The sequence below is a fragment of the Acidiferrobacter thiooxydans genome (assembly GCF_003333315.1).
Lineage (GTDB): Bacteria > Pseudomonadota > Gammaproteobacteria > Acidiferrobacterales > Acidiferrobacteraceae > Acidiferrobacter > Acidiferrobacter thiooxydans.
In genome coordinates this window covers 1,629,963-1,647,144 of record NZ_PSYR01000002.1, presented here as the reverse complement: position 1 = coordinate 1,647,144, position 17,182 = coordinate 1,629,963, and the positions used below count along the sequence as shown (strand labels likewise).

At 63.3% G+C, this 17,182-nt stretch carries 22 protein-coding genes, 1 tRNA gene and 2 pseudogenes; 19 read left to right on the top strand and 6 right to left on the bottom strand.

Features of this window, described 5'->3' with window-relative positions; translation table 11 throughout:
• The first annotated feature begins 479 nt into the window (after positions 1–479).
• The 6 genes from C4900_RS15040 to C4900_RS15015 all read left to right on the top strand — a co-directional run bounded on the left by C4900_RS15040 (position 480) and on the right by C4900_RS15015 (position 4,973).
• Entirely contained in the window at positions 480–1,766 is a 1,287-nt protein-coding gene (locus C4900_RS15040; RefSeq protein ID WP_114283385.1) for a nitronate monooxygenase, read from the top strand.
• A gap of 347 nt (positions 1,767–2,113) precedes the next feature.
• A complete protein-coding gene (locus C4900_RS15035) occupies positions 2,114–3,262 on the top strand; it encodes an ATP-binding protein (protein ID WP_114283384.1) in 1,149 nt (382 codons plus the stop codon).
• 100 nt (positions 3,263–3,362) lie between these two features.
• Complete coding sequence (locus tag C4900_RS15030) at positions 3,363–3,605, top strand: FitA-like ribbon-helix-helix domain-containing protein (protein ID WP_114283383.1); 243 nt, start codon at positions 3,363–3,365, stop codon at positions 3,603–3,605.
• Positions 3,602–3,994, top strand: a complete 393-nt coding sequence (locus C4900_RS16460; protein WP_114283382.1) for a type II toxin-antitoxin system VapC family toxin — start codon at positions 3,602–3,604, stop codon at positions 3,992–3,994. The genes C4900_RS15030 and C4900_RS16460 overlap by 4 nt, the downstream gene beginning before the upstream one ends.
• A 359-nt stretch (positions 3,995–4,353) precedes the next feature.
• The gene (locus tag C4900_RS15020) at positions 4,354–4,608 is read left to right on the top strand and encodes an AbrB/MazE/SpoVT family DNA-binding domain-containing protein (RefSeq protein ID WP_211306996.1); all 255 of its coding nucleotides are present in this window, start codon (positions 4,354–4,356) and stop codon (positions 4,606–4,608) included.
• Positions 4,608–4,973 carry a type II toxin-antitoxin system PemK/MazF family toxin gene (locus C4900_RS15015; RefSeq protein ID WP_114283380.1) on the top strand — a complete coding sequence of 122 codons (366 nt, stop codon included), beginning with the start codon at positions 4,608–4,610 and terminating at the stop codon, positions 4,971–4,973. The genes C4900_RS15020 and C4900_RS15015 overlap by 1 nt, the downstream gene beginning before the upstream one ends.
• 264 nt (positions 4,974–5,237) lie before the next feature.
• On the opposite strand, the pseudogene C4900_RS15010 reads toward C4900_RS15015, so the two are convergent.
• Positions 5,238–5,504: pseudogene (locus C4900_RS15010) on the bottom strand (transposase domain-containing protein); the annotation flags it as partial.
• A 148-nt stretch (positions 5,505–5,652) separates the two neighbouring features.
• On the opposite strand from C4900_RS15010, the gene C4900_RS15005 reads away from it, so the two are divergent.
• From C4900_RS15005 to C4900_RS14995, 5 genes and pseudogenes are all read left to right on the top strand, one after another.
• On the top strand, positions 5,653–6,537 hold the full coding sequence (locus C4900_RS15005; protein WP_211306994.1) for a site-specific integrase: 885 nt from the start codon (positions 5,653–5,655) through the stop codon (positions 6,535–6,537).
• On the top strand, positions 6,419–6,871 hold the full coding sequence (locus C4900_RS16455) for a tyrosine-type recombinase/integrase (protein ID WP_233431992.1): 453 nt from the start codon (positions 6,419–6,421) through the stop codon (positions 6,869–6,871). The genes C4900_RS15005 and C4900_RS16455 overlap by 119 nt, the downstream gene beginning before the upstream one ends.
• A pseudogene (locus tag C4900_RS17470) lies at positions 6,868–7,326 on the top strand (tyrosine-type recombinase/integrase); the annotation flags it as partial. The gene C4900_RS16455 and the pseudogene C4900_RS17470, both read left to right, overlap by 4 nt.
• A gap of 65 nt (positions 7,327–7,391) precedes the next feature.
• Positions 7,392–7,817 (top strand): site-specific integrase, encoded by a 426-nt coding sequence (locus C4900_RS16775; protein ID WP_233431938.1) that lies wholly within the window; start codon positions 7,392–7,394, stop codon positions 7,815–7,817.
• Complete coding sequence (locus tag C4900_RS14995; protein WP_114282489.1) at positions 7,814–8,812, top strand: tyrosine-type recombinase/integrase; 999 nt, start codon at positions 7,814–7,816, stop codon at positions 8,810–8,812. Before C4900_RS16775 ends, C4900_RS14995 begins: the two co-directional genes overlap by 4 nt.
• Here the strand turns inward: C4900_RS14995 and tnpC are convergent, their stop codons facing one another.
• The 3 genes from tnpC to tnpA are packed head-to-tail and all read right to left on the bottom strand — an operon-like array spanning position 8,813 to position 11,057.
• Positions 8,813–10,267, bottom strand: a complete 1,455-nt coding sequence (tnpC, locus tag C4900_RS14990; protein WP_170132565.1) for an IS66 family transposase — start codon at positions 10,265–10,267, stop codon at positions 8,813–8,815.
• A gap of 56 nt (positions 10,268–10,323) precedes the next feature.
• Entirely contained in the window at positions 10,324–10,680 is a 357-nt protein-coding gene (gene tnpB, locus C4900_RS14985; protein WP_114283378.1) for an IS66 family insertion sequence element accessory protein TnpB, read from the bottom strand.
• Between the two features lie 5 nt (positions 10,681–10,685).
• The gene (gene tnpA, locus C4900_RS14980) at positions 10,686–11,057 is read right to left on the bottom strand and encodes an IS66 family insertion sequence element accessory protein TnpA (RefSeq protein ID WP_114283377.1); all 372 of its coding nucleotides are present in this window, start codon (positions 11,055–11,057) and stop codon (positions 10,686–10,688) included.
• Between the two features lie 321 nt (positions 11,058–11,378).
• Between tnpA and C4900_RS14975 the strand changes: the two genes are divergently transcribed.
• The 7 genes from C4900_RS14975 to C4900_RS14945 all read left to right on the top strand — a co-directional run bounded on the left by C4900_RS14975 (position 11,379) and on the right by C4900_RS14945 (position 15,666).
• Entirely contained in the window at positions 11,379–11,621 is a 243-nt protein-coding gene (locus C4900_RS14975) for a type II toxin-antitoxin system Phd/YefM family antitoxin (RefSeq protein ID WP_065971916.1), read from the top strand.
• Positions 11,621–12,049: a type II toxin-antitoxin system VapC family toxin gene (locus tag C4900_RS14970; RefSeq protein WP_211306992.1), complete on the top strand. Its 429-nt coding sequence runs from the start codon at positions 11,621–11,623 to the stop codon at positions 12,047–12,049. The genes C4900_RS14975 and C4900_RS14970 overlap by 1 nt, the downstream gene beginning before the upstream one ends.
• 123 nt (positions 12,050–12,172) lie before the next feature.
• A complete protein-coding gene (istA, locus tag C4900_RS14965) occupies positions 12,173–13,606 on the top strand; it encodes an IS21 family transposase (RefSeq protein WP_211306991.1) in 1,434 nt (477 codons plus the stop codon).
• On the top strand, positions 13,600–14,340 hold the full coding sequence (istB, locus tag C4900_RS14960) for an IS21-like element helper ATPase IstB (RefSeq protein WP_114282452.1): 741 nt from the start codon (positions 13,600–13,602) through the stop codon (positions 14,338–14,340). Before istA ends, istB begins: the two co-directional genes overlap by 7 nt.
• A gap of 76 nt (positions 14,341–14,416) precedes the next feature.
• Positions 14,417–15,085: a DNA-binding protein gene (locus C4900_RS14955; RefSeq protein WP_170132564.1), complete on the top strand. Its 669-nt coding sequence runs from the start codon at positions 14,417–14,419 to the stop codon at positions 15,083–15,085.
• Between the two features lie 106 nt (positions 15,086–15,191).
• Positions 15,192–15,425, top strand: coding sequence for a type II toxin-antitoxin system RelE/ParE family toxin (locus C4900_RS17465; protein WP_114283373.1), 234 nt, complete (start codon positions 15,192–15,194; stop codon positions 15,423–15,425).
• Entirely contained in the window at positions 15,409–15,666 is a 258-nt protein-coding gene (locus tag C4900_RS14945; protein WP_065971374.1) for a helix-turn-helix domain-containing protein, read from the top strand. The genes C4900_RS17465 and C4900_RS14945 overlap by 17 nt, the downstream gene beginning before the upstream one ends.
• A gap of 239 nt (positions 15,667–15,905) precedes the next feature.
• Here the strand turns inward: C4900_RS14945 and C4900_RS14940 are convergent.
• Together C4900_RS14940 and C4900_RS14935 are read right to left on the bottom strand one after the other, a co-directional pair.
• A tRNA-Arg gene (locus C4900_RS14940) sits at positions 15,906–15,982 on the bottom strand.
• Positions 15,983–16,156: 174 nt separating this feature from the next.
• Entirely contained in the window at positions 16,157–16,429 is a 273-nt protein-coding gene (locus tag C4900_RS14935) for an accessory factor UbiK family protein (protein WP_065971375.1), read from the bottom strand.
• Between the two features lie 88 nt (positions 16,430–16,517).
• Here C4900_RS14935 and C4900_RS14930 point away from each other — a divergent pair, with 88 nt between their 5' ends.
• Complete coding sequence (locus C4900_RS14930) at positions 16,518–17,156, top strand: TorF family putative porin (RefSeq protein ID WP_065971376.1); 639 nt, start codon at positions 16,518–16,520, stop codon at positions 17,154–17,156.
• The last annotated feature ends 26 nt before the right edge of the window (positions 17,157–17,182 follow it).

The following is a 17,182-nucleotide window of genomic DNA, read 5'->3' as shown; positions in this document are numbered from 1 at the left end:
GGATGTTCGTAAGCGGCTGCGTCAAGGGCTTCACCACGGGGACCCGTAATTCCGGGCCCCTTTCCCACCCTTCGTCCGCGCGCCCTGGTCCCCATATTACAAGACGCCGCTTGGCCTGTGGTTATCGGCACGCCGAGGCGCTAGACTGCCATTCATGCCGCCGTCGGCAGGGCACCGGAAACGCCACGGAACCCTTCCAAAAAACTGGGAAATATGGCAAATTGGCAGGGCCGCCACACCTCTCCCGCCCGGGGTACTGGCGAGCGGTACGGGTTGAGCGCCTGCCATTTGGTCGCCGGCACGAAGAAACTGGGCGCATGCGACTCGACCGTCCTGGCATTCCCATACCGCGGTGCCTCAGGCCGCCCACTCACCCGTTCCGGAGACGAAGAGGGACATTCCCTGATTCAGCCAATCTTGGGTGTTTCCCCGGATCCCTCACATCGCACACGGCCACCGCCAGGGAATCACCTTTTGTCATGAAATGCGTAAACGACTTCCGCCTCCATCTTGCCGGACATGAACTGGTACCTCTCATCGTCGGCGGCATGGGCGTCGACATATCGGCCGCGCGTTTGGCGCTTGAGGCGGCGCGACTGGGCGGGATCGGGCATATCTCGGACGCCATGGTTCCTACCGTGTCCGACCGCCGATTCAAGACCAAGTACGTCGCTGAAAAACTCCGGAAATATAAACACAATGTGTTGAACAACGACAAGGCCGAGGTGCAGTTCGATCTCGCGCGTCTTGCGGAGGCCACCGCACTGCATGTCGGCCGTACCATGGAGGCCAAAAAGGGCCCGGGGCTCATCTTCATAAACTGTATGGAGAAGCTCACCATGAATGCGCCGCGCGAGACCTTGCGCGTCCGGCTTATGGCCGCACTGGACGCCGGTATCGACGGGATTACCTTGGGCGCCGGCCTGCACCTGGGGTCGCTTGCGCTCATCGAAGATCACCCCCGGTTCCGTGACGCGCAGTTGGGGATAATCGTGTCGTCATTGCGGGCGCTTTTGTTATTTTTGCGCAAGAATGCCCGCTTGGGGAGACTCCCCGACTATATCGTGGTCGAGGGGCCGCTCGCCGGAGGCCACCTTGGTTTCGGAATGGATTGGGCGCAGTACGATCTCAAGACGATCGTCGCAGAAATCCTGCAATATCTTGCGCAACAAGGGCTCGATATTCCCGTGATCCCCGCCGGGGGAATATTCACGGGCAGCGATGCGACGGAATTCCTGGAGTCCGGCGCCAGCGCCGTGCAGGTAGCAACGCGCTTTACGGTGACAAACGAGTGCGGTCTGCCGGAAAAAATAAAGCAGGAGTATCTTCATGCGCGTGAGGACGACATCGAGGTCAATCTCGTCTCGCCCACCGGCTACCCCATGCGCATGCTAAAGAGCAGCCCTGGCATAGGGGCGGCGATACGACCGAACTGCGAGGCCTATGGCTACCTGCTCGACAGCTCGGGCCACTGCGCCTACATAGATGCCTATGAGCGTGAACGCGAGGCCCGGGGTATTGATACGGTTTTCTCGGTAAAAGACAAAACTTGTCTCTGTACCCACATGCGCAACTTTGCCATATGGACCTGCGGCCATTACACCTACCGCCTCAAAGACACGACCCATCTTCTGGCCGACGGGAGTTACGCATTGCTTTCCGCAGAGCATGTTTTTCACGATTACCAGTACAGTAAGGAGCATGAGATCCGCCTGCCAGAGTCCTCTAGCCCCCTGGAAGTGGGTCCTGTAAGACGCATGCGCTAGTCCCCAAAGGGAGGCCCCGGCTCTGCCGGGGAGGCAGTGAAAGTTCGACAAAGAGCGCAGCCCCAGCGACCAAACTCCCATCTAAACGCGCTCCGCCGACCAGCAGGGTCTTGCGGCAGCGCCTCTGGATCGCCGCCACCCCAAACCTCTCGAGCCCGGTCGACATCACCGGTAGCGCTGATGGCACCGGTGCGATCCGGCCGTATTTTTCATGCGGTACGACAAGCAAAACGTCCCGGCGCATCCCAAAGTACGCCGACGAATAGCGGGGCACATACCCGCGGAGCGGCGTCCGATCATCAAGGAATGGCCTTGCAAATTGAAAGGCCACATTACGTAATGCGAGGATGATAGGACGTCGAATAAAACCGCATGTTACGGAGGCGCTGGACCGCCAAGCGGCGGTGGCACTGATCGGCCCGCGCCAGGTCGGCAAGACTACGCTGGCACAAGATATCGCGGAAGAGCGGGGGGCGCTGTACCTCGACTTGGAGGATACGAATGATCGGGAGAAACTGGCCAGTCCGGCGCTGTTTCTCAAGCAGTATGAGGACCGGTTGGTCGTGCTCGACGTCATCCATCGGGTGCCAGAGCTGTTCCAGACATTACGAGGTTTGATCCACCAGGGTCGCCGGAAGGGCAAGCGGACGGGGCGGTTCCTGATCCTGGGGTCGGCTTCCATTGATTGGCTGCGCCCGTCTGGTGAGAGTTTGGCTGGGCGGATTGAATATGTAGAAATGGAGCCACTCGACGTTACTGAAGTCGGAGGAAGGGAAGGCGCCTCCGACCAACTATGGATCCGTGGCGAGTTTCCGGACAGCTACCTGGCAAAGAGCGACCAGGACAGCCTGAAACTGCGCAAAAACTTCATGCGCGCCTACCTGGAGCGGGATGTGCCGCAGTTCGGCCCCGGCATTCCCGCGGAAACGCTGGGACGTCTGTGGACCATGCTGGCGCATGGGCAGGGCACGTTGATGAACGCCTCGCGGCTCGCCGCGGGCTTGTCCCTGACCGCGCCGACGGTGACCAAATACATCGATCTGCTGGCGGTCCTGCTGCTCGTGCGGCGGCTGCAGCCTTTGCATGCGAATATTGGAAAGCGCTTGGTGAAATCGCCCAAGGTCTATGTGCGGGACAGCGGTCTCGTGCACGCGTTGCTCGGGATTGGCGACTACAACGAGCTGGCCGGTCACCCGGTGATCGGAGCGAGCTGGGAGGGGTTTGTGATCGAAAATCTGCTTTCGGTCGTGCCCGACCGGCCAAGCGCCAGCTTTTACCGGACTTCGGCTGGCGCGGAAATCGACTTAGTGCTGGATTTGCCCGGCCGGGCCGGTCGCTGGGCGATCGAGATCAAGCGCGCCCTGTCGGCGAAGCCGGGCAAGGGGTTTTATCAAGCTTGCGAGGACATCCAGCCGGACAAGAGTTTCGTGGTCTATGCCGGCACAGAGCGTTACCCGGTGTCGGAGGGGATGACGCAATCGGTGTCCTCGACATGACGAAAATACTCTTGGATATGGGTTAAAGCGCGGATTGGCATGTGGGGCCGGGTGCCCTGTAGACTCCAGCCATTATGGTGCCACAATGGTTGGAGGTGCGATGCCTACGACACTTACCTTGAAAAATATTCCCGACGAGGTGTACGAGCGACTGAAAATAGCGGCCGAAGCGCATCGTCGCAGCTTGAGCAGCGAGGCCATTGTGTGCCTCGAGGCCGTGCTCATACCGACCAAAATGACCTCTAGCGATCGGCTGGCCCGGACCCGGCAGTTGCGGGCGAGATTGGGTACCCAGTTTCATATCCGTGACATTGGTGCGTTGAAGAAGCAAGATCGTCCGTGATTGTCGTGGACTCGAACGTACTGGCGTATCTATGCCTGCCCGGGGAATTCACCACAGCAGCGGAAACGCTGATGGAGTGTGGCCCTGATTGGAACGCACCCGTTCTTTACCGCAGTGAGTTTCGAAACATCCTCGCCGGCTACTTGAGACGTGGGCAACTGACCATCGGTCAAGCACACGTCCTCCAGAGCGAGGCGGAGGACCTGCTGAGAGACGGCGAGTACGAAGTGGACTCGCGGAGTGTTTTGGATATGGTGCGTGATAGTGAATGTTCCGCCTACGATTGTGAGTTTGTGACGCTGGCAATGAGATTGGGAACGAGGCTCGTAACCATGGACGGCAAAGTGCCGCCTTCGTTTCCGGGTATCAGTGTCCCGCTCACAACGTAACTACGATACGCGAAAGGATTCGTGCGCTGCGGAAGAATCTCCATCAACCCGTGCTTTGAACAAAAAAGACGCGGATTTATATGATTGTGAAGGGCGAAGCGCTTTGAGAGGTGGTTGCAGAATTTTTGAGCCCAGGGGCAGCAAGTCGGTCGGGGGGTCACCGATGACGCTGGCTCGCACAATGGCCGACAACGGGCCGTTTGCCAGCATTGCCCCGGCCGCCGCCGTTGCTGCGTAAGATTGGTGCACACTACATCGTGGCAGGGTTAGTCCGTCCCACGGTCTTCACTCTCATTCTGTGTTGACAGCACCCCCCTTATGTATATACTTGTCTCTACATTTAGGTAGAGGGTATGGCCGTGCCGATAAGAGCAAAGCGTACGGTACAGCAGTGGGGAAACAGTCTCGCGGTACGCATACCTGCGACTGTGGCGCGCGCTGCCCATTTCACTGTCGGGCAGCCTGTGGAGATTACAGCGGCCGACGACGGCGTGCTTGTCAAGCGTGCGGGTATGCCGAAGCTCACGCTTGCCCAGAAACTCGCAGCGTTTGATCCCGTGCATCACGGGGGTGAGGCCATGGTAACCCAACCGGTCGGTATCGAGGCGATGTGATGGTGGCGCGATCGCAATGGATTCCCGCGCGTCGTGACATGATATGGATTGGCTGTAATCCGCAAGCCGGGCGCGAGATGAAGGACGTACATCCGCTGCTCGTTCTGTCCCCGCGCGAGTTCAATGATCGTACGGGGATCGTTATAGGCCTTCCTATGACAACGGCGTCCTATAACGACACGAATCCGTTTGCTGTCCCGTTTGCCGGTCCCAAGGGTGTCATAAGCTACATGCTTGCGCACCAGCCAAAGTCCTTCGACTGGCGAGCCCGATCTGCGAAACGGCACCCCTGGGGGCAAGTGCCGGAGCAGACATTTGAACTGGCCTGCGAGACCTTAAATCAGATTATCCAGATTGGTGCGTGACCCCGGGCTAGATTCCGGCCGATCGGCAGAAAACTAATAGAACTTCAATGGGTTGGTGCGCCCTAGTGGATTCGAACCACGGTATGCGCTCCATTAACCCCACCCTCCCACGCCTGGCGTCACGCTGATATCGTGTGGGCCATGGATAGGTCGATCGGGTGGACCGGGCAACCGGGGTAGTAGGCAACAGTTCTTTAACAGCCAGGATGCGGGATGATCTGGCCCCGGCGCCCGGGGTGGGGGCGCCGGGGCGGGGTGATGGGGTCAGCGCCGGGGCGTGAAGCGGGGCAACGTCGGGTCGGAGGTAAGATTCATGGGCAGCAGCGCCTCGAAGTCTTCGACGGTGCAAGCCTTGGGGAGATCGGTGAAGATCCGGCGCAGGTAATGATAGGGCTCAAGCCCTACCGCCTTGCAGGTCTCGATGAGGCCATAGAGGTTGGCGGAGGCCTTCGCGCCGGCTTCGGTGTCACTGAAGAGCCAATTCCTTCGACCAAGACAGAAGGGTCGAATCGCATTCTCGGTCGCATTATTCCGCGTCACGGATTATTCCGCCTCGCCCGCATGGAGAGAGATTTTGGGCTTGTTGTCAGGCATTAGCAGACCAGCCCCCTGTTCGTGACGCGGCATAATCCACGTGGTCTCCTGAGTTCGGCAATGGTGCCAAACCAGGAGAAGCCACATGGAGACAGATGGTTCGCAAAGAGGTGAGCGCCCCGGACCCCTTGAGGCATACGTCGACGCGTTTCTGGACGACCAACGGATCGCCGGGTACTCCCCGAACACCCTGGCCGAGCGCAGGGCGGTGACCATCGCCTTCGCGCGGTGGGCCAAGCGGCACGCCATCGCCGAGGGGTCCCTCGGGGAGGAGCACGTCCAGTCCTTCATCAGGCGCCGGCCGCCGCAATGTTCGGCCACCGAGAGCGAGCGGGCCACGGTACGACGTTTTCTGGCCTATCTGCGCGCGTGCGGCGTCATGCCGTCTGCACCCTCCCAGCCGGACACGCCTGCCGAGGCACTGGTGGCGCGCTACATCACTTTCCTCCGCAAGGATCGGGGACTCGCCGAGCGTTCGATCCTGGTCTATGCGCCCTGCGCCCGGGCGTTTCTGGCCACCCGGCAGGCGCAGGCGGGGCGGCTTGCGCTCGATCAGTTGGATGCCAAGACGATTCACGCCTTCCTGCTCGGCCGGATCAGGAATCACGCCTCGGAGTCGTCGCGGTTGGTGACCGTGGCGCTGCGCTCGCTGCTGCGCTTCCTCTTCCTGCGCGGCGAAACCCCGAGGGACCTCTCGGCGGCGGTCCCGACGATGCGTACGTACCGTGAGGCGGGCGTGCCGGCGCTGTTGACGCCCGAGGAGGTCGAGGAGGCGCTGGCGAGTCCGGATCGATCGACCTCCAAGGGCCGGCGCGACTACGCCATCCTTCTGCTGCTCGCGCGCCTCCGAGGTGGTCTTGCTTACGCTCGAGGATGTTCATTGGCGCACCGGCGAGCTGGTTGTGCGCGGGAAGGGGTCCCGGATGGAGTCCCTGCCGCTTCCCGCCGATGTGGGTCGGGCGCTGGCTGAGTATCTGCGCCGCGACCGGGGCACCACCACCTCCCGCCGCGTGTTCCTGCGTGCGATCCCGCCGCGCATCGCACTCACGGGCCCGTGTGCCATTGACCACATCGTGCGGCTGGCCCTCGCCCGTGCCGGCATCCCGCCGCAGCCACAGCACGTCGCGCACCTGTTTCGGCACAGTCTGGCGACCCGGATGATCCGCCAGGGCGCCTCCCTCGCGGAGATCGCCGAAGTGCTGCGGCACCATACGCAAGCGAGCACCCGGATCTACGCGAAGGTCTCGCTGGAGGCGTTGCGGGGCGTGGCGCTCCCGTGGCCGCTGACCGGAGGTGCGCCATGAGCGCGCTTGGGGAGGCCCTGACCCAATACATCACGGTGCGCCGCGCCCTCGGGACGCGGCTGGCGGAGCCGGCTAACACACTCCGGCAGTTCGTCACATTTCTCGAACAGGAGGGCTCCGCGCACATCACCACGGCGTTGGCGCTGCGCTGGGCGACCGCCCGTCCCGGCGTGCAGAAGGCTACCTGGGGCCGGAGGCTCTCGATGGTGCGGAAGTTCGCGGCCTGGTGGAGTGCCTTCGATCCGCAGACCGAAGTGCCCCCTCGGCATCTGGTGTCCTCACGGCACCGCCGCCCCCGCCCCCATATCTACACGGAGGCGCAGACGCAAGCCCTGATGGCCGCGGCGGCGCAATGCCGATCACCCACCGGCCTGCGTGCACTGACGTATACGACGCTCATCGGGCTACTCGCCGCCACCGGTCTGCGTCCGGGCGAGGCGCTCGCGCTGGATCGCAGTGACGTGGATCTCCAGAACGGGATCCTCTTCATCCGCGAGACCAAGTTCGGCAAGTATGCCTCGTGCCCATCGCCGCCACTACGCGCCTCGCGCTCGCGCACTATGCCGCGCGACGCGACGCGTTGTGTCCGCATCCGCAGACCCCGGCGTTCCTGCTCTCCGAGCGGGGGCGGCGCCTCGCCGGCTCCAGCGTCCGGCGGATGTTCGTCAGACTCTCCCGCGCCGTCGGCCTGCGCCCTGCAAACGGTTCGCCCCGCGCTGGCCGCGGGCCGCGGCTGCAGGACTTTCGCCACTCGTTCGTCACCGGCCGGCTGGTGGCATGGTACCGCGCCGGGGCGGATGTCACGCGCGAGCTGCCGAAGCTTGCGACGTATGTCGGCCACACCGAAGTTGGCCTCACCTACTGGTACATCGAGGCCGTGCCGGAACTGCTGATGTTGGCCACCGAACGCCAAAGCGGGCGTGCGGATACGGGAGGTGCACGATGAGCCCGACGACATTCCCGGCCTTGCTGCAGCAATTCTTCACCGAGCGGTTGCTTGGGAGCCAGGGTGCGAGTCCGCACACCGTGGGAGGCTACCGCGACACCTTCCGCCTGCTGTTGCGCTTTGCCGCGGCACACCTGCACTGCACCCCGTCGGCGCTGCGCCTCGAGCAGCTCGATGCCCCGCTCCTGGAGGCGTTCCTCGAGTATCTGGAGCGTGAGCGGGGCAATGGGGCGCGCACCCGCAATCAGCGGCTCGCGGCCCTTCACGGCTTCTTTCGCTACGTGGCGCTGGCCGAACCGGCGCGCAGTTTGCAGTGTCAGCGCATCCTCGCGATTCCGCCCAAGCGCTTCGAGCGCGGGCCGGTGGCGTTTCTCACCCCGGAGGAGGCGCAGGCGCTCATCGCCGCCCCGGATGCCGGGACCTGGATCGGCCGGCGGGATCGCACCCTCTTGGCACTGGCCCTCCAGACCGGCCTGCGCAGCAGTGAGATCCGGCAGCTTTGCTGCCGGGACGTCGCGATCGGCACAGGACCCCATGTACGCTGTCTCGGCAAAGGACGCAAGACGCGCTGCACCCCGTTGCGCCCCGAAGTGGCGGCCCTCCTCAAGGCATGGCTATGCGAACGCCGAGGGGATCCTGCGGATCCGGTCTTTCCGAGCGCCCGGGGTGGCGGCGCCTTGAGCGCAGATGCCCTGGCAGGCATCGTGGCGCGGCACACGGCGACCGCCGGCCGAGCCTGCCCCTCGTTAAAGACCAAGCGCGTCACCCCGCACACGCTGCGACACGCCGCGGCCATGGCCCTGCTGCAAAGCGGCGTCGATATCACGGTCATCGCCCTGTGGCTCGGACACGAATCGACGCAGTCCACGGAGATTTATCTGCATGCCGACATGCGCCTGAAGGAGCAGGCGCTGGCGCATGCGACCTCCGCGGGCATTGCGCCCCGCCGCTTCCACGCCCCCGATCGGCTGCTTACGTTCCTCGAGGGCCTGTAATTATGCCGCGACCGGGCGTGCCATTGATCCGCGATCCGCCGCGAAATCGCAGCGCTGCACCGTGACGCGGAATAATCCGTGACGCGGAATAACGCGACTAATGCCGTTAACGGCATTAGTCGCGTTGTTATCGATCGGGATACGCCCATCAGTGAGATACACGACGAGCTTGTCCCATTCGTTCGCAAGATACGCCAAAGCCCGGCCCAAGGCGCTCTGCGGCGGGACGCCGGGGCGGTGGATAGCAAGCCAGGTACGGAGGGTGTCCCACAGAGGCCGGGCGTGCTCTTGCCGATAGCGATGACGGTCTGCGGGCGTAAAGTCACGCGCCGCCTTCTCCACGGCATAGAGCTTCTGGATCTGGGCGAGCGCCTCCTCGGCCAGGCCTTTCTTTCTGTGCTTGCCTTGGGACTTGATCACCTCGTCGAACTTCCTCCGGCAATGCGCGACGCATCCTGCGTGGATGAGCCCCTGGGCGCGCACAACCGCTCCGTAAGCCGCATAGCCATCGGTCTGCAGGATACCCGTGAAGCCTGCGAGCAGGCGCAAGGGCACCTCCTGGGAACGGCTCGGGTCGTAGTCAAAGAGGATGATGGGGGCCTCGGGCGGTCCGCCCCGCTGCACCCACAGATAGGACTGTGACGTGGCGGCCTTGCCCGGCTCCTTCAGGACCTGGGTGGGGGTCTCGTCCATGCTGATATACCCGTAGGCCAGCAGTTGATCGCGCAGGAGATTCACAAGCGGTTGCGCGGTCTCGGTGCCCAAGGCCACCATCCAGCGCGCCATAGTGGCCCGCGGGAGATCCACCCCGATGCGCGTCAGGATCTGCTCCTGGCGGTAGAGGGGCAAGGCATCCTGGTACTTCGAGACCACGATATGGGCGAGCAGGCCGGGGCTTGCCAGGGTCTTTGGGAGGGGCTGCGGGGGCAGCGGGGCGATCTTCACCCCCGACGCGTCGTCCTTCCGGACCCCATACTTCAGGCGCACATGGCGCAATACCCGTATGGTGGCCGGGACGATGTCGAGCTGTTCGCTCACCTCTTCGCCGATCACCACCAGCGGCTGCCCATCGGGGGTTAGGCGCGCCTCTTCGGGGAGCTCATGGATGATGTCCACCCGGGGGAGAGCGGCCGGCAAGGGCTTGCGGTACCCGCGGGCCTTGCGGATGTGGCCGGCCACCACGCTCTCGACTTCCGGGACCTCCTCAGCGGCGAGGGCCTCCCGCTCAGCCTCGACCTCAGCCTCGACCTCGGCCTCGTCAAAGAGCCCCATCTGCGGGCTTGGACCCTTCTCGCTGCGTGCGCTATAGCGCCGGGCGATCGCGAGGTTCAGTTGTTCCTGCAGGAGTTCGGCATGGCGGGTCAAGCGCTCGATCGTGGCATCGCGCACGGCGATCAAGACCTTCAGGGCCTCGATGTCGTTGGGTAGCGCCGTGTCCCGTATGCCGTCCGTCATAGCCACGATTATACGACAGTCGAATCTATATTGCACCCCCATGGTCACAATTTTTGCTAGGAAACCCGCTGATACACCAAGGACGGATGCGGCTTCATGAGCGTGATGTCATAGCCTGCGAGCAGCCACTGGAGCTGGTCTTCCGAGAGTGTCAGGACCGCCTCCGAGACCTTGCGCGGCCAGGCAAAGCGCGCCGCCTCCAGGCGCTTTAACCACAGCGCAAAGCCGGTCTGATCCCAATAGAGGATCTTCACGCGGTCACGCCTGCAGTTCGTGAAGACAAAGAGCGCGCCCGTTAAGGGGGACAAGGCCATCTCTTGCTCCACACGGGCGGCGAGCCCATCGATCCCCACCCGGAAGTCGATGGGATCACGGTGCAGATACACGGCCGGGAGATCTATGAACATGCGCATGAGGATCAGGCCTCCAGGGCCATAAGGAGGGCGGCCACCCACGCCGGGGGCACGGCAGACGACAACGCCAGCGAGGCCTTGCCGATAGTGAGCGTGACCGTATCCCCCACGCAGTGGGGGCCACCTGGCTTGGGGCCGACCGGTGCTGGCAGGCCCCGGGGTGTGACCGTCACCGGCACGAAGGCCGCGGGGGATGCGCCACGCTTGACCTCTTGCCCCCGGCGGCTTGCCGAACGCCCGCGAAGCTCCAGGCTGCGCCGATAGAAGTACGTCAACCGAAGCCCGTGCCGGGCGCAGAAGTCGTGCGCGTTCTCTGCGCTTGCCTCGTACTCGGCAAAGAGCTCTTGCCAAGCCTCATTACTGCGGATCTTTGCCATCCATCCGTCTCCATCAATGTGATGGATCGGATCGTAAGCGACTCAGGGGATCACGGGCAGGGTGCGGTTGCTGGAGCGTTTACGTTTTAGTCGCACAAATGCTCCAGGGGTTGAGCTCTAAAACGCGCGCCTCTAAAACGCGTTCGCCGCTTCGGTCTCTGGGTGAGATGTGTCTCTCGCAGTAGCGGGCGTGGCACAGTAAATCCATGTCTATTGAGCGGGATGGCTGTATATGGTCCGCTGGGGTTGCCGACGTTGACCGCCGCATGACTACTGCATACACTAGTCTGCAACTAGTTTATGCAGTAGGAGGGGTGTGCAATGCCCGAGATCGGTGCTTACGAGGCGAAGACGCATTTGTCCGAGATCTTGGATCGGGTGCGTAAAGGGGAGCGGTTCATTATCACCAAGCATGGGCAGGCGGTGGCGGAGTTACGATCGGTGGCGACCCAGGGCTTGGAAGAGCGGCGTGCGGTTGTGGCCCGCATGAAGGCGTTTCAGGCCACCCATGACCTAGGGGATATCTCGTTGCGCGAATTAATCGACGCAGGGCGTAAATACTGATGGCCTTTGTCGCCGATGCCTCTATGACGTTGGCCTGGTATCTGCGCGATGAAGACGCTGAATCTGCCAATCGGGTACGTGAGCGATTGTTGGGGGAGGGTATTTGTGTCCCCGCCCATTGGGCGCTGGAGGTCTGTAATGCCCTGCTTGTCGCCACGCGGCATGGTCGCATCACCATCCAGGAAATGAGTGAACTTCTACCGGATTTGCGTCTGTTGCCCGAGACCGTTGACCATCAGACTGACGCGGCTGCCTGGTCGACCACGTTAGATCTTGCAAAGGCCCATGGGCTGACGTTGTACGACGCGGCCTATCTCGAGCTTGCGCTAAGGCGCGAGTTGCCGCTTGCCACGTTAGACAAAAGGCTCTATGGCGCCGCCATTGCTGCGGGCGTCGCCATCGTCCCTGAGATGCAAAAGGGATCATAAAACCTTAAGCGGCGGCAATGGCTTCCCGTCCGCGCCCGGCTTCCTGCTGCGACGCACGTCTTCGTTAGGGCGAACCAAGCGCTGAATACTTGTCCGCGCAGTCCCCCTGCGCTTGCTAGAAACGTGGTGGAGCACGACGCGGCGCTCGAGGCGCGGCTCTTTCCGCGCGCCCCGGGGCTCGTGGCCGCCCACGCACCGCCCGATTGCGGCTACCTCCACCAGGAGATGAAGCGCCCCGGGGTGACCCTCATGCTGTTGTGGGAGGAGTACGCCCACGCCCATCCGGGGCAGGCCTACGGCTATAGCCAGTTCTGCCTGCTCTACAAGACCTTCCGCCAAAGCCTCCAACGCTCCATGCGCCAGATCTATCCGGCCGGCGAGAAGATCTTCATCGACTATAGCGGCGACAAGGTCACCATCATCGATCGCGCCACGGGCGCCATGCGCTTCGCCGAGATCTTCGTGGCCGTGCTCGGGGCCTCGGCGTACGCCTATGCCGAGGCCACCTGGACGCAGCAACTGCCCGACTGGATCGCCGCCCATGTGCGCCTATTCGCACACCTGATGTCGGTGCCCGCTCTCCTCATCCCGGATAACCTTAAGAGCGGGATCCAGCACCCCTGCCGCTACGATCCCGAAGCCAACTCGACCTATGCGGACATGGCCCGCCACTATGGGACGGCCATCCTCCCGGCACGACCGGCCGCCCCGCGGGATAAGGCGCACGTCGAGGCAGGCGTGCTCCTGGTGCAGCGCTGGATCCTCGCGCGCCTGAGAAACCAGCCGTTCTTCTCCCTGGAGGAGCTCAATCGCGCCATTCGTGCGCTGCTCGCCGACTTGAACAACCGTCCGTTCAAGAAGTTGCCGGGGTCGCGCCGCAGCGCCTTCGAGACCATCGACCGACCGGCCATGATCCCGTTGCCCGCGACCCCCTACGAGTTCGCGACCTGGAAGGTCGCCACCGTGTCGATCGACTATCACGTGGAGGTCGACGGCCACTACTACAGCGTCCCCCACCCGCTGGTGCGCCAGAAGATCGAGGCGCGCCTGACCGCCTCAACCGTCGAGTTCTTCTTCAAGAGCAAGCGTGTGGCCGTCCATGCCCGCGCGCTCGCGCGCGGGAAGTTCACGACGCTTGCCGAACACATGCCCGAGGCCCATCGCCGGCACCGGGAGTGGACGCCCGGGCGGCTCTTACGCTGGGCGCACAGCATCGGCCCCAAGACCCAGGCCATCGTGCAATGGCAGTTCGACCACCGCCCGCACCCCGAGCAGGGCTACCGCGCCTGTCTGGGGCTCCTGAATCTCGGCAAGCGGTATGGGAACGTGCGCCTGGAGGCCGCCTGCCAGCGGGCGCTTGCGATCGGCTCGCCGGTGCTCAAAAGCGTGAAATCCATCCTCGAGGCGCGGCTCGATCAGCAACCCCCGCCCGGCACGACCCCTGAGGGGGCGTCTGCCATCCCGCCGGTCCACCACGACAACGTGCGCGGCGCGGCGTACTTCCAGTCCACCACCCAAACCTCAACCCGTACTGAAGGAGAATCGGAACCATGTTGATCCAACCCACCCTTGATGCCTTAAACGCCCTGAAGCTCCACGGCATGGCCGCGGCCCTCTCAGAGCAGATGACCCAAAGCGCCGCCCAGGGCCTGTCCTTCGAGGAGCGCATTGGGCTGCTCGTCGAGCGCGAGGCGGTGTTCCGCGAGAGCCGCAGGCTCACGCGCCTCCTGCAGCAGGCGCAACTGAAGGAGCGCGCCTGCCTGGAGGATCTGGACTTCCGCGCCCGCCGGGGTCTCGACCGCGCGCACATCGCGACGCTCACCGCCTGCGACTGGATCCGGGTGGGGCAGAACCTCCTCATCCAGGGCGCCACCGGCTGCGGCAAGACCTTCCTCGCCTGCGCCCTGGCGCATCAGGCCTGCCGGCAGGGGCTGTCGGCCCTCTACGTGCGTGCCCCGCGGCTCTTCGAGGAACTGACCCTCGCGCACGCCGACGGGAGCTTCCGCAAACGCCTGGCCGCACTCGCCAAGACGAGCCTGCTGGTAATCGATGACTTCGCCATCTCTCCTTTGGGCGCGCGCGAGCGCGGCGACTTGCTGGAGATCCTCGATGATCGCATCGGCGCGCGCGCCACGCTCATCACGAGCCAGTTGCCGGTCGAGCACTGGTACGAGTACATCGGCGACCCGACGCTCGCCGATGCCATCCTCGATCGCTTGCTGCACTCCGCCCGCACCCTGACACTCGAAGGCGAGTCGATGCGCAAGCGCAAGAGTCAGGCCCAGGCGTAGCGTACCCGAACGGCATTACGTAATTACATACGTAATTACGGACGCCATGAACCACCCCCTCAATACAGGAGTTCTCATGTCCCGCACAGGTATTACCCAAGACCAGGTCTTTGCCGCCGCGCAGGCGCTGGCCGACCGCGCCCAACCCGTCACCGTCCAGGCCCTCCGCGAGGCCTTGGGCCACGGCAGCTTCACGACCCTCTCCCAGCATCTGCGTGCCTGGAAGAGCCATATCCCAACCCACCCACTCCCGCCCCTACCGCCCGAGATCGAGGCCGCCGCGCACCAGGCCCTGGCCCGGGTCTGGACCGCCGCGTCCGAGCTCGCCCAGCGGGAGGTCCACGCCGTCCGTAGCGCCGCCCACACCCAGATCGCGGAGTCCCAGACGCAGGCGCAGGAGACCCTGCAGGAGATCGCGCGCCTCGAGCGCACCGTACAGGACCAGGAGGGCCGGATTGCGACCCTGCAGCCGGCCCTGGCCACCGCCGAGACGCATCTTGCCGCGCACGCCGCGAAGATCACTCAACTGGAGGCGCGTATCGCGGAACTGAAGGCGGAACTGGAGGCGGCGCAACTCCATAACGACCAGCGCGCCGAGGAATGCGGGAGACTGCGGGGAGAGCTCGCGGTGTACGCCGCGCTTGCACCCTCTGATCAAACCAAGAAGCCGGGGCGCTCTCCGTCTGCCCGGCCTGATCTCCCTAACACCCACACACAGGAGGCCAAGACCATTGACGGTCTGTGATTATGTAGTGTAAAAGTCGTTCAGCGCGACCGGCTCTCTGGCCGGTCATCTTCGCCCGGATTGATCGGTCACCTTCGACCGGAATCCGCGGTCACCATCCGCCGGAATCGGCGGTCATCTTCATCGGAATACGCAACGAACCCTCATTGCGACGAATAAGGGCAACCGGTGGTTCTTCGTTTTCGGTCTCGAGAACAACGAGCGCGCCAATATCGACTCGGAAGAACTGGGTGCCCTTAAAGATCTTGCTGCTGATTTGCTGGTTAGGACGGCTCGGCAGCTCAGCGAAGCGGCCGAAGACGGTTCGCTACAGGAGATTTGTCATGACAACCAAACCTAAGGCGCGAAGTCGAATTTTCGAGGCCGTTTATGAGACGGCAAGCGACCTGCATCGTCTCGGGTTCATCGACAAGCGCGCATTGCGGAAGAATCTCCATCTGAACCAGACCGTGTTGGCCGCTGTGTTGAATACCAGCGTGCCGACTGTGCGTAAGTGGGAGGTCGGCGACAAAGAGCCGAGCGGCCCGTCATCGAAGCCTCTCCGCCTGATTGAACGCAAAGGGCTCGAAGCAGTTTGCTAGCGCAGATCGGGAAGGGCAAGCGGGGGGTCCATTCGGACAAGCTTGCTCAAGCGCCACGGCCGACTGAGGCACCCGATGACTAGGGTAGCGGATGGCCTCTCGGCCAACGCTCATATGAAACGTGTCACCTGGGATGGCCTTGGGCCCAGTTAGGTACTTGGAAGGCGCCTGGGCGCGCGCTATGACCCGAACTGAGCAGTCGCCCGACATTGTCATAAATTGATGCTATTTCAAGGAGTTGGTGCGCCCTAGAGGATTCGAACCTCTGACCTTTGGAATCGGAATCCAACGCTCTATCCAACTGAGCTAAGGGCGCATGACGCGCGTTGTAGCAATTTTTGACCGCTGCCCTCTGTGCCCCGCGAGGCCTTGAGCGCTGGCATCGGAATCCAACGCTCTATCCAACTGAGCTAAGGGCGCTTAGGATAGCGCGAAGCACGCATGGGGTCCATGCCGTGGCGCGTCTCTCTCCTCCGCGAGTCTCGCGGGCTTAAACGGCGGTCGGCGGGTTTTTGCTGGACCCGGGATTGGTGCCGTTTTTGGCCTCGATCTCCGCGACTTGACGTTCGAGGCGCTCGACCAACTCGCGGGTCTTCTGAAGGACCGCCTGTTGTACCTCGAACTCCTCGCGCGTCACGAGGCGCAGCCTCTGGAAGGTGCTGTCCAGGACCGCGCGGACGTTTTTTTCCACGTCCTGTCCGAACTCCGGGGGGACCGCCGCACGGGCGGTCGCTGCGATTTGATCCAAGATTCGTGTCAGCATGGGCGTAGTATAAGCCTTTCTCCTTGTGGCGCGAAGGGGCCGCGACAAGAGGACTGGTCAGCGGCCCCGGCTGCTATATAATGCGCACGTGCGTACCCTGACCCGCCTTCAATCGACCCTGGCCCTGACTGCCTTGTTGGCGCTTCCCGCCTACGGGGAGGGCGTGAGCGGGCAGGTGTCGCTCATGAGCAATTACGTCTGGCGCGGCATCTCGGAGTCGAACGGCAACCCCGCCTTGCAGGGATCGGTGACGGCCACCGGGCCGGTCGGCCTGTACGCCCGCGCCTTCCTCACGACGCTCGATTACCGCGGTGCCCACGAGCGCGCCGATTTCACGGGCGGTATCCGCGACATGACCCCTTCGGGGCTGGGATTCAACGCCGGCGCTACCGCCTATCGCTTCGACGTGAGTTCGCTCAATTTCGAAGAGACCTTCCTGCGGCTGCGGTTCGGGCCCCTGTCGGCCGGTATCTATCATGACTGGCAGCACGGCAATACCTATCTCGAGGCCGGTTACCGCGCGCGTCTGGGTAGTGGCTTTGGTCTCGTACTCCATGCCGGGCATACTAGCGGTGACACGGTGGCGTCCTATGACGACTATGGCGTCGGCCTTACCAAGTCGTGGCACAGCTTCAGCGCGGGCGTTTTTGTGACGGCCATCGATCATCATGTCATCTCGGGCCTCCATGGCACTCAGGTCGCCCTGGTTCTGACACAGGCCTGGTAAGGGACGCTGCCCACTCCGACGACCGA

Coding starts and splice junctions, on each gene's coding strand:
- tnpA (WP_114283377.1), bottom strand. CDS start 11,057: ATGGCAAAGATCCGCAGTAATGAGGCTTGGCAAGAGCTCTTTGCCGAG.
- C4900_RS14935 (WP_065971375.1), bottom strand. CDS start 16,429: ATGCTGACACGAATCTTGGATCAAATCGCAGCGACCGCCCGTGCGGCG.
- C4900_RS14945 (WP_065971374.1), top strand. CDS start 15,409: ATGACAACCAAACCTAAGGCGCGAAGTCGAATTTTCGAGGCCGTTTAT.
- C4900_RS14975 (WP_065971916.1), top strand. CDS start 11,379: ATGCCCGAGATCGGTGCTTACGAGGCGAAGACGCATTTGTCCGAGATC.
- C4900_RS14995 (WP_114282489.1), top strand. CDS start 7,814: ATGAGCCCGACGACATTCCCGGCCTTGCTGCAGCAATTCTTCACCGAG.
- C4900_RS15035 (WP_114283384.1), top strand. CDS start 2,114: ATGATAGGACGTCGAATAAAACCGCATGTTACGGAGGCGCTGGACCGC.
- C4900_RS14955 (WP_170132564.1), top strand. CDS start 14,417: ATGTCCCGCACAGGTATTACCCAAGACCAGGTCTTTGCCGCCGCGCAG.
- C4900_RS15005 (WP_211306994.1), top strand. CDS start 5,653: ATGGAGACAGATGGTTCGCAAAGAGGTGAGCGCCCCGGACCCCTTGAG.
- C4900_RS15030 (WP_114283383.1), top strand. CDS start 3,363: ATGCCTACGACACTTACCTTGAAAAATATTCCCGACGAGGTGTACGAG.
- tnpC (WP_170132565.1), bottom strand. CDS start 10,267: ATGACGGACGGCATACGGGACACGGCGCTACCCAACGACATCGAGGCC.
- tnpB (WP_114283378.1), bottom strand. CDS start 10,680: ATGCGCATGTTCATAGATCTCCCGGCCGTGTATCTGCACCGTGATCCC.
- C4900_RS15040 (WP_114283385.1), top strand. CDS start 480: ATGAAATGCGTAAACGACTTCCGCCTCCATCTTGCCGGACATGAACTG.
- C4900_RS14970 (WP_211306992.1), top strand. CDS start 11,621: ATGGCCTTTGTCGCCGATGCCTCTATGACGTTGGCCTGGTATCTGCGC.
- istB (WP_114282452.1), top strand. CDS start 13,600: ATGTTGATCCAACCCACCCTTGATGCCTTAAACGCCCTGAAGCTCCAC.
- C4900_RS15015 (WP_114283380.1), top strand. CDS start 4,608: ATGGTGGCGCGATCGCAATGGATTCCCGCGCGTCGTGACATGATATGG.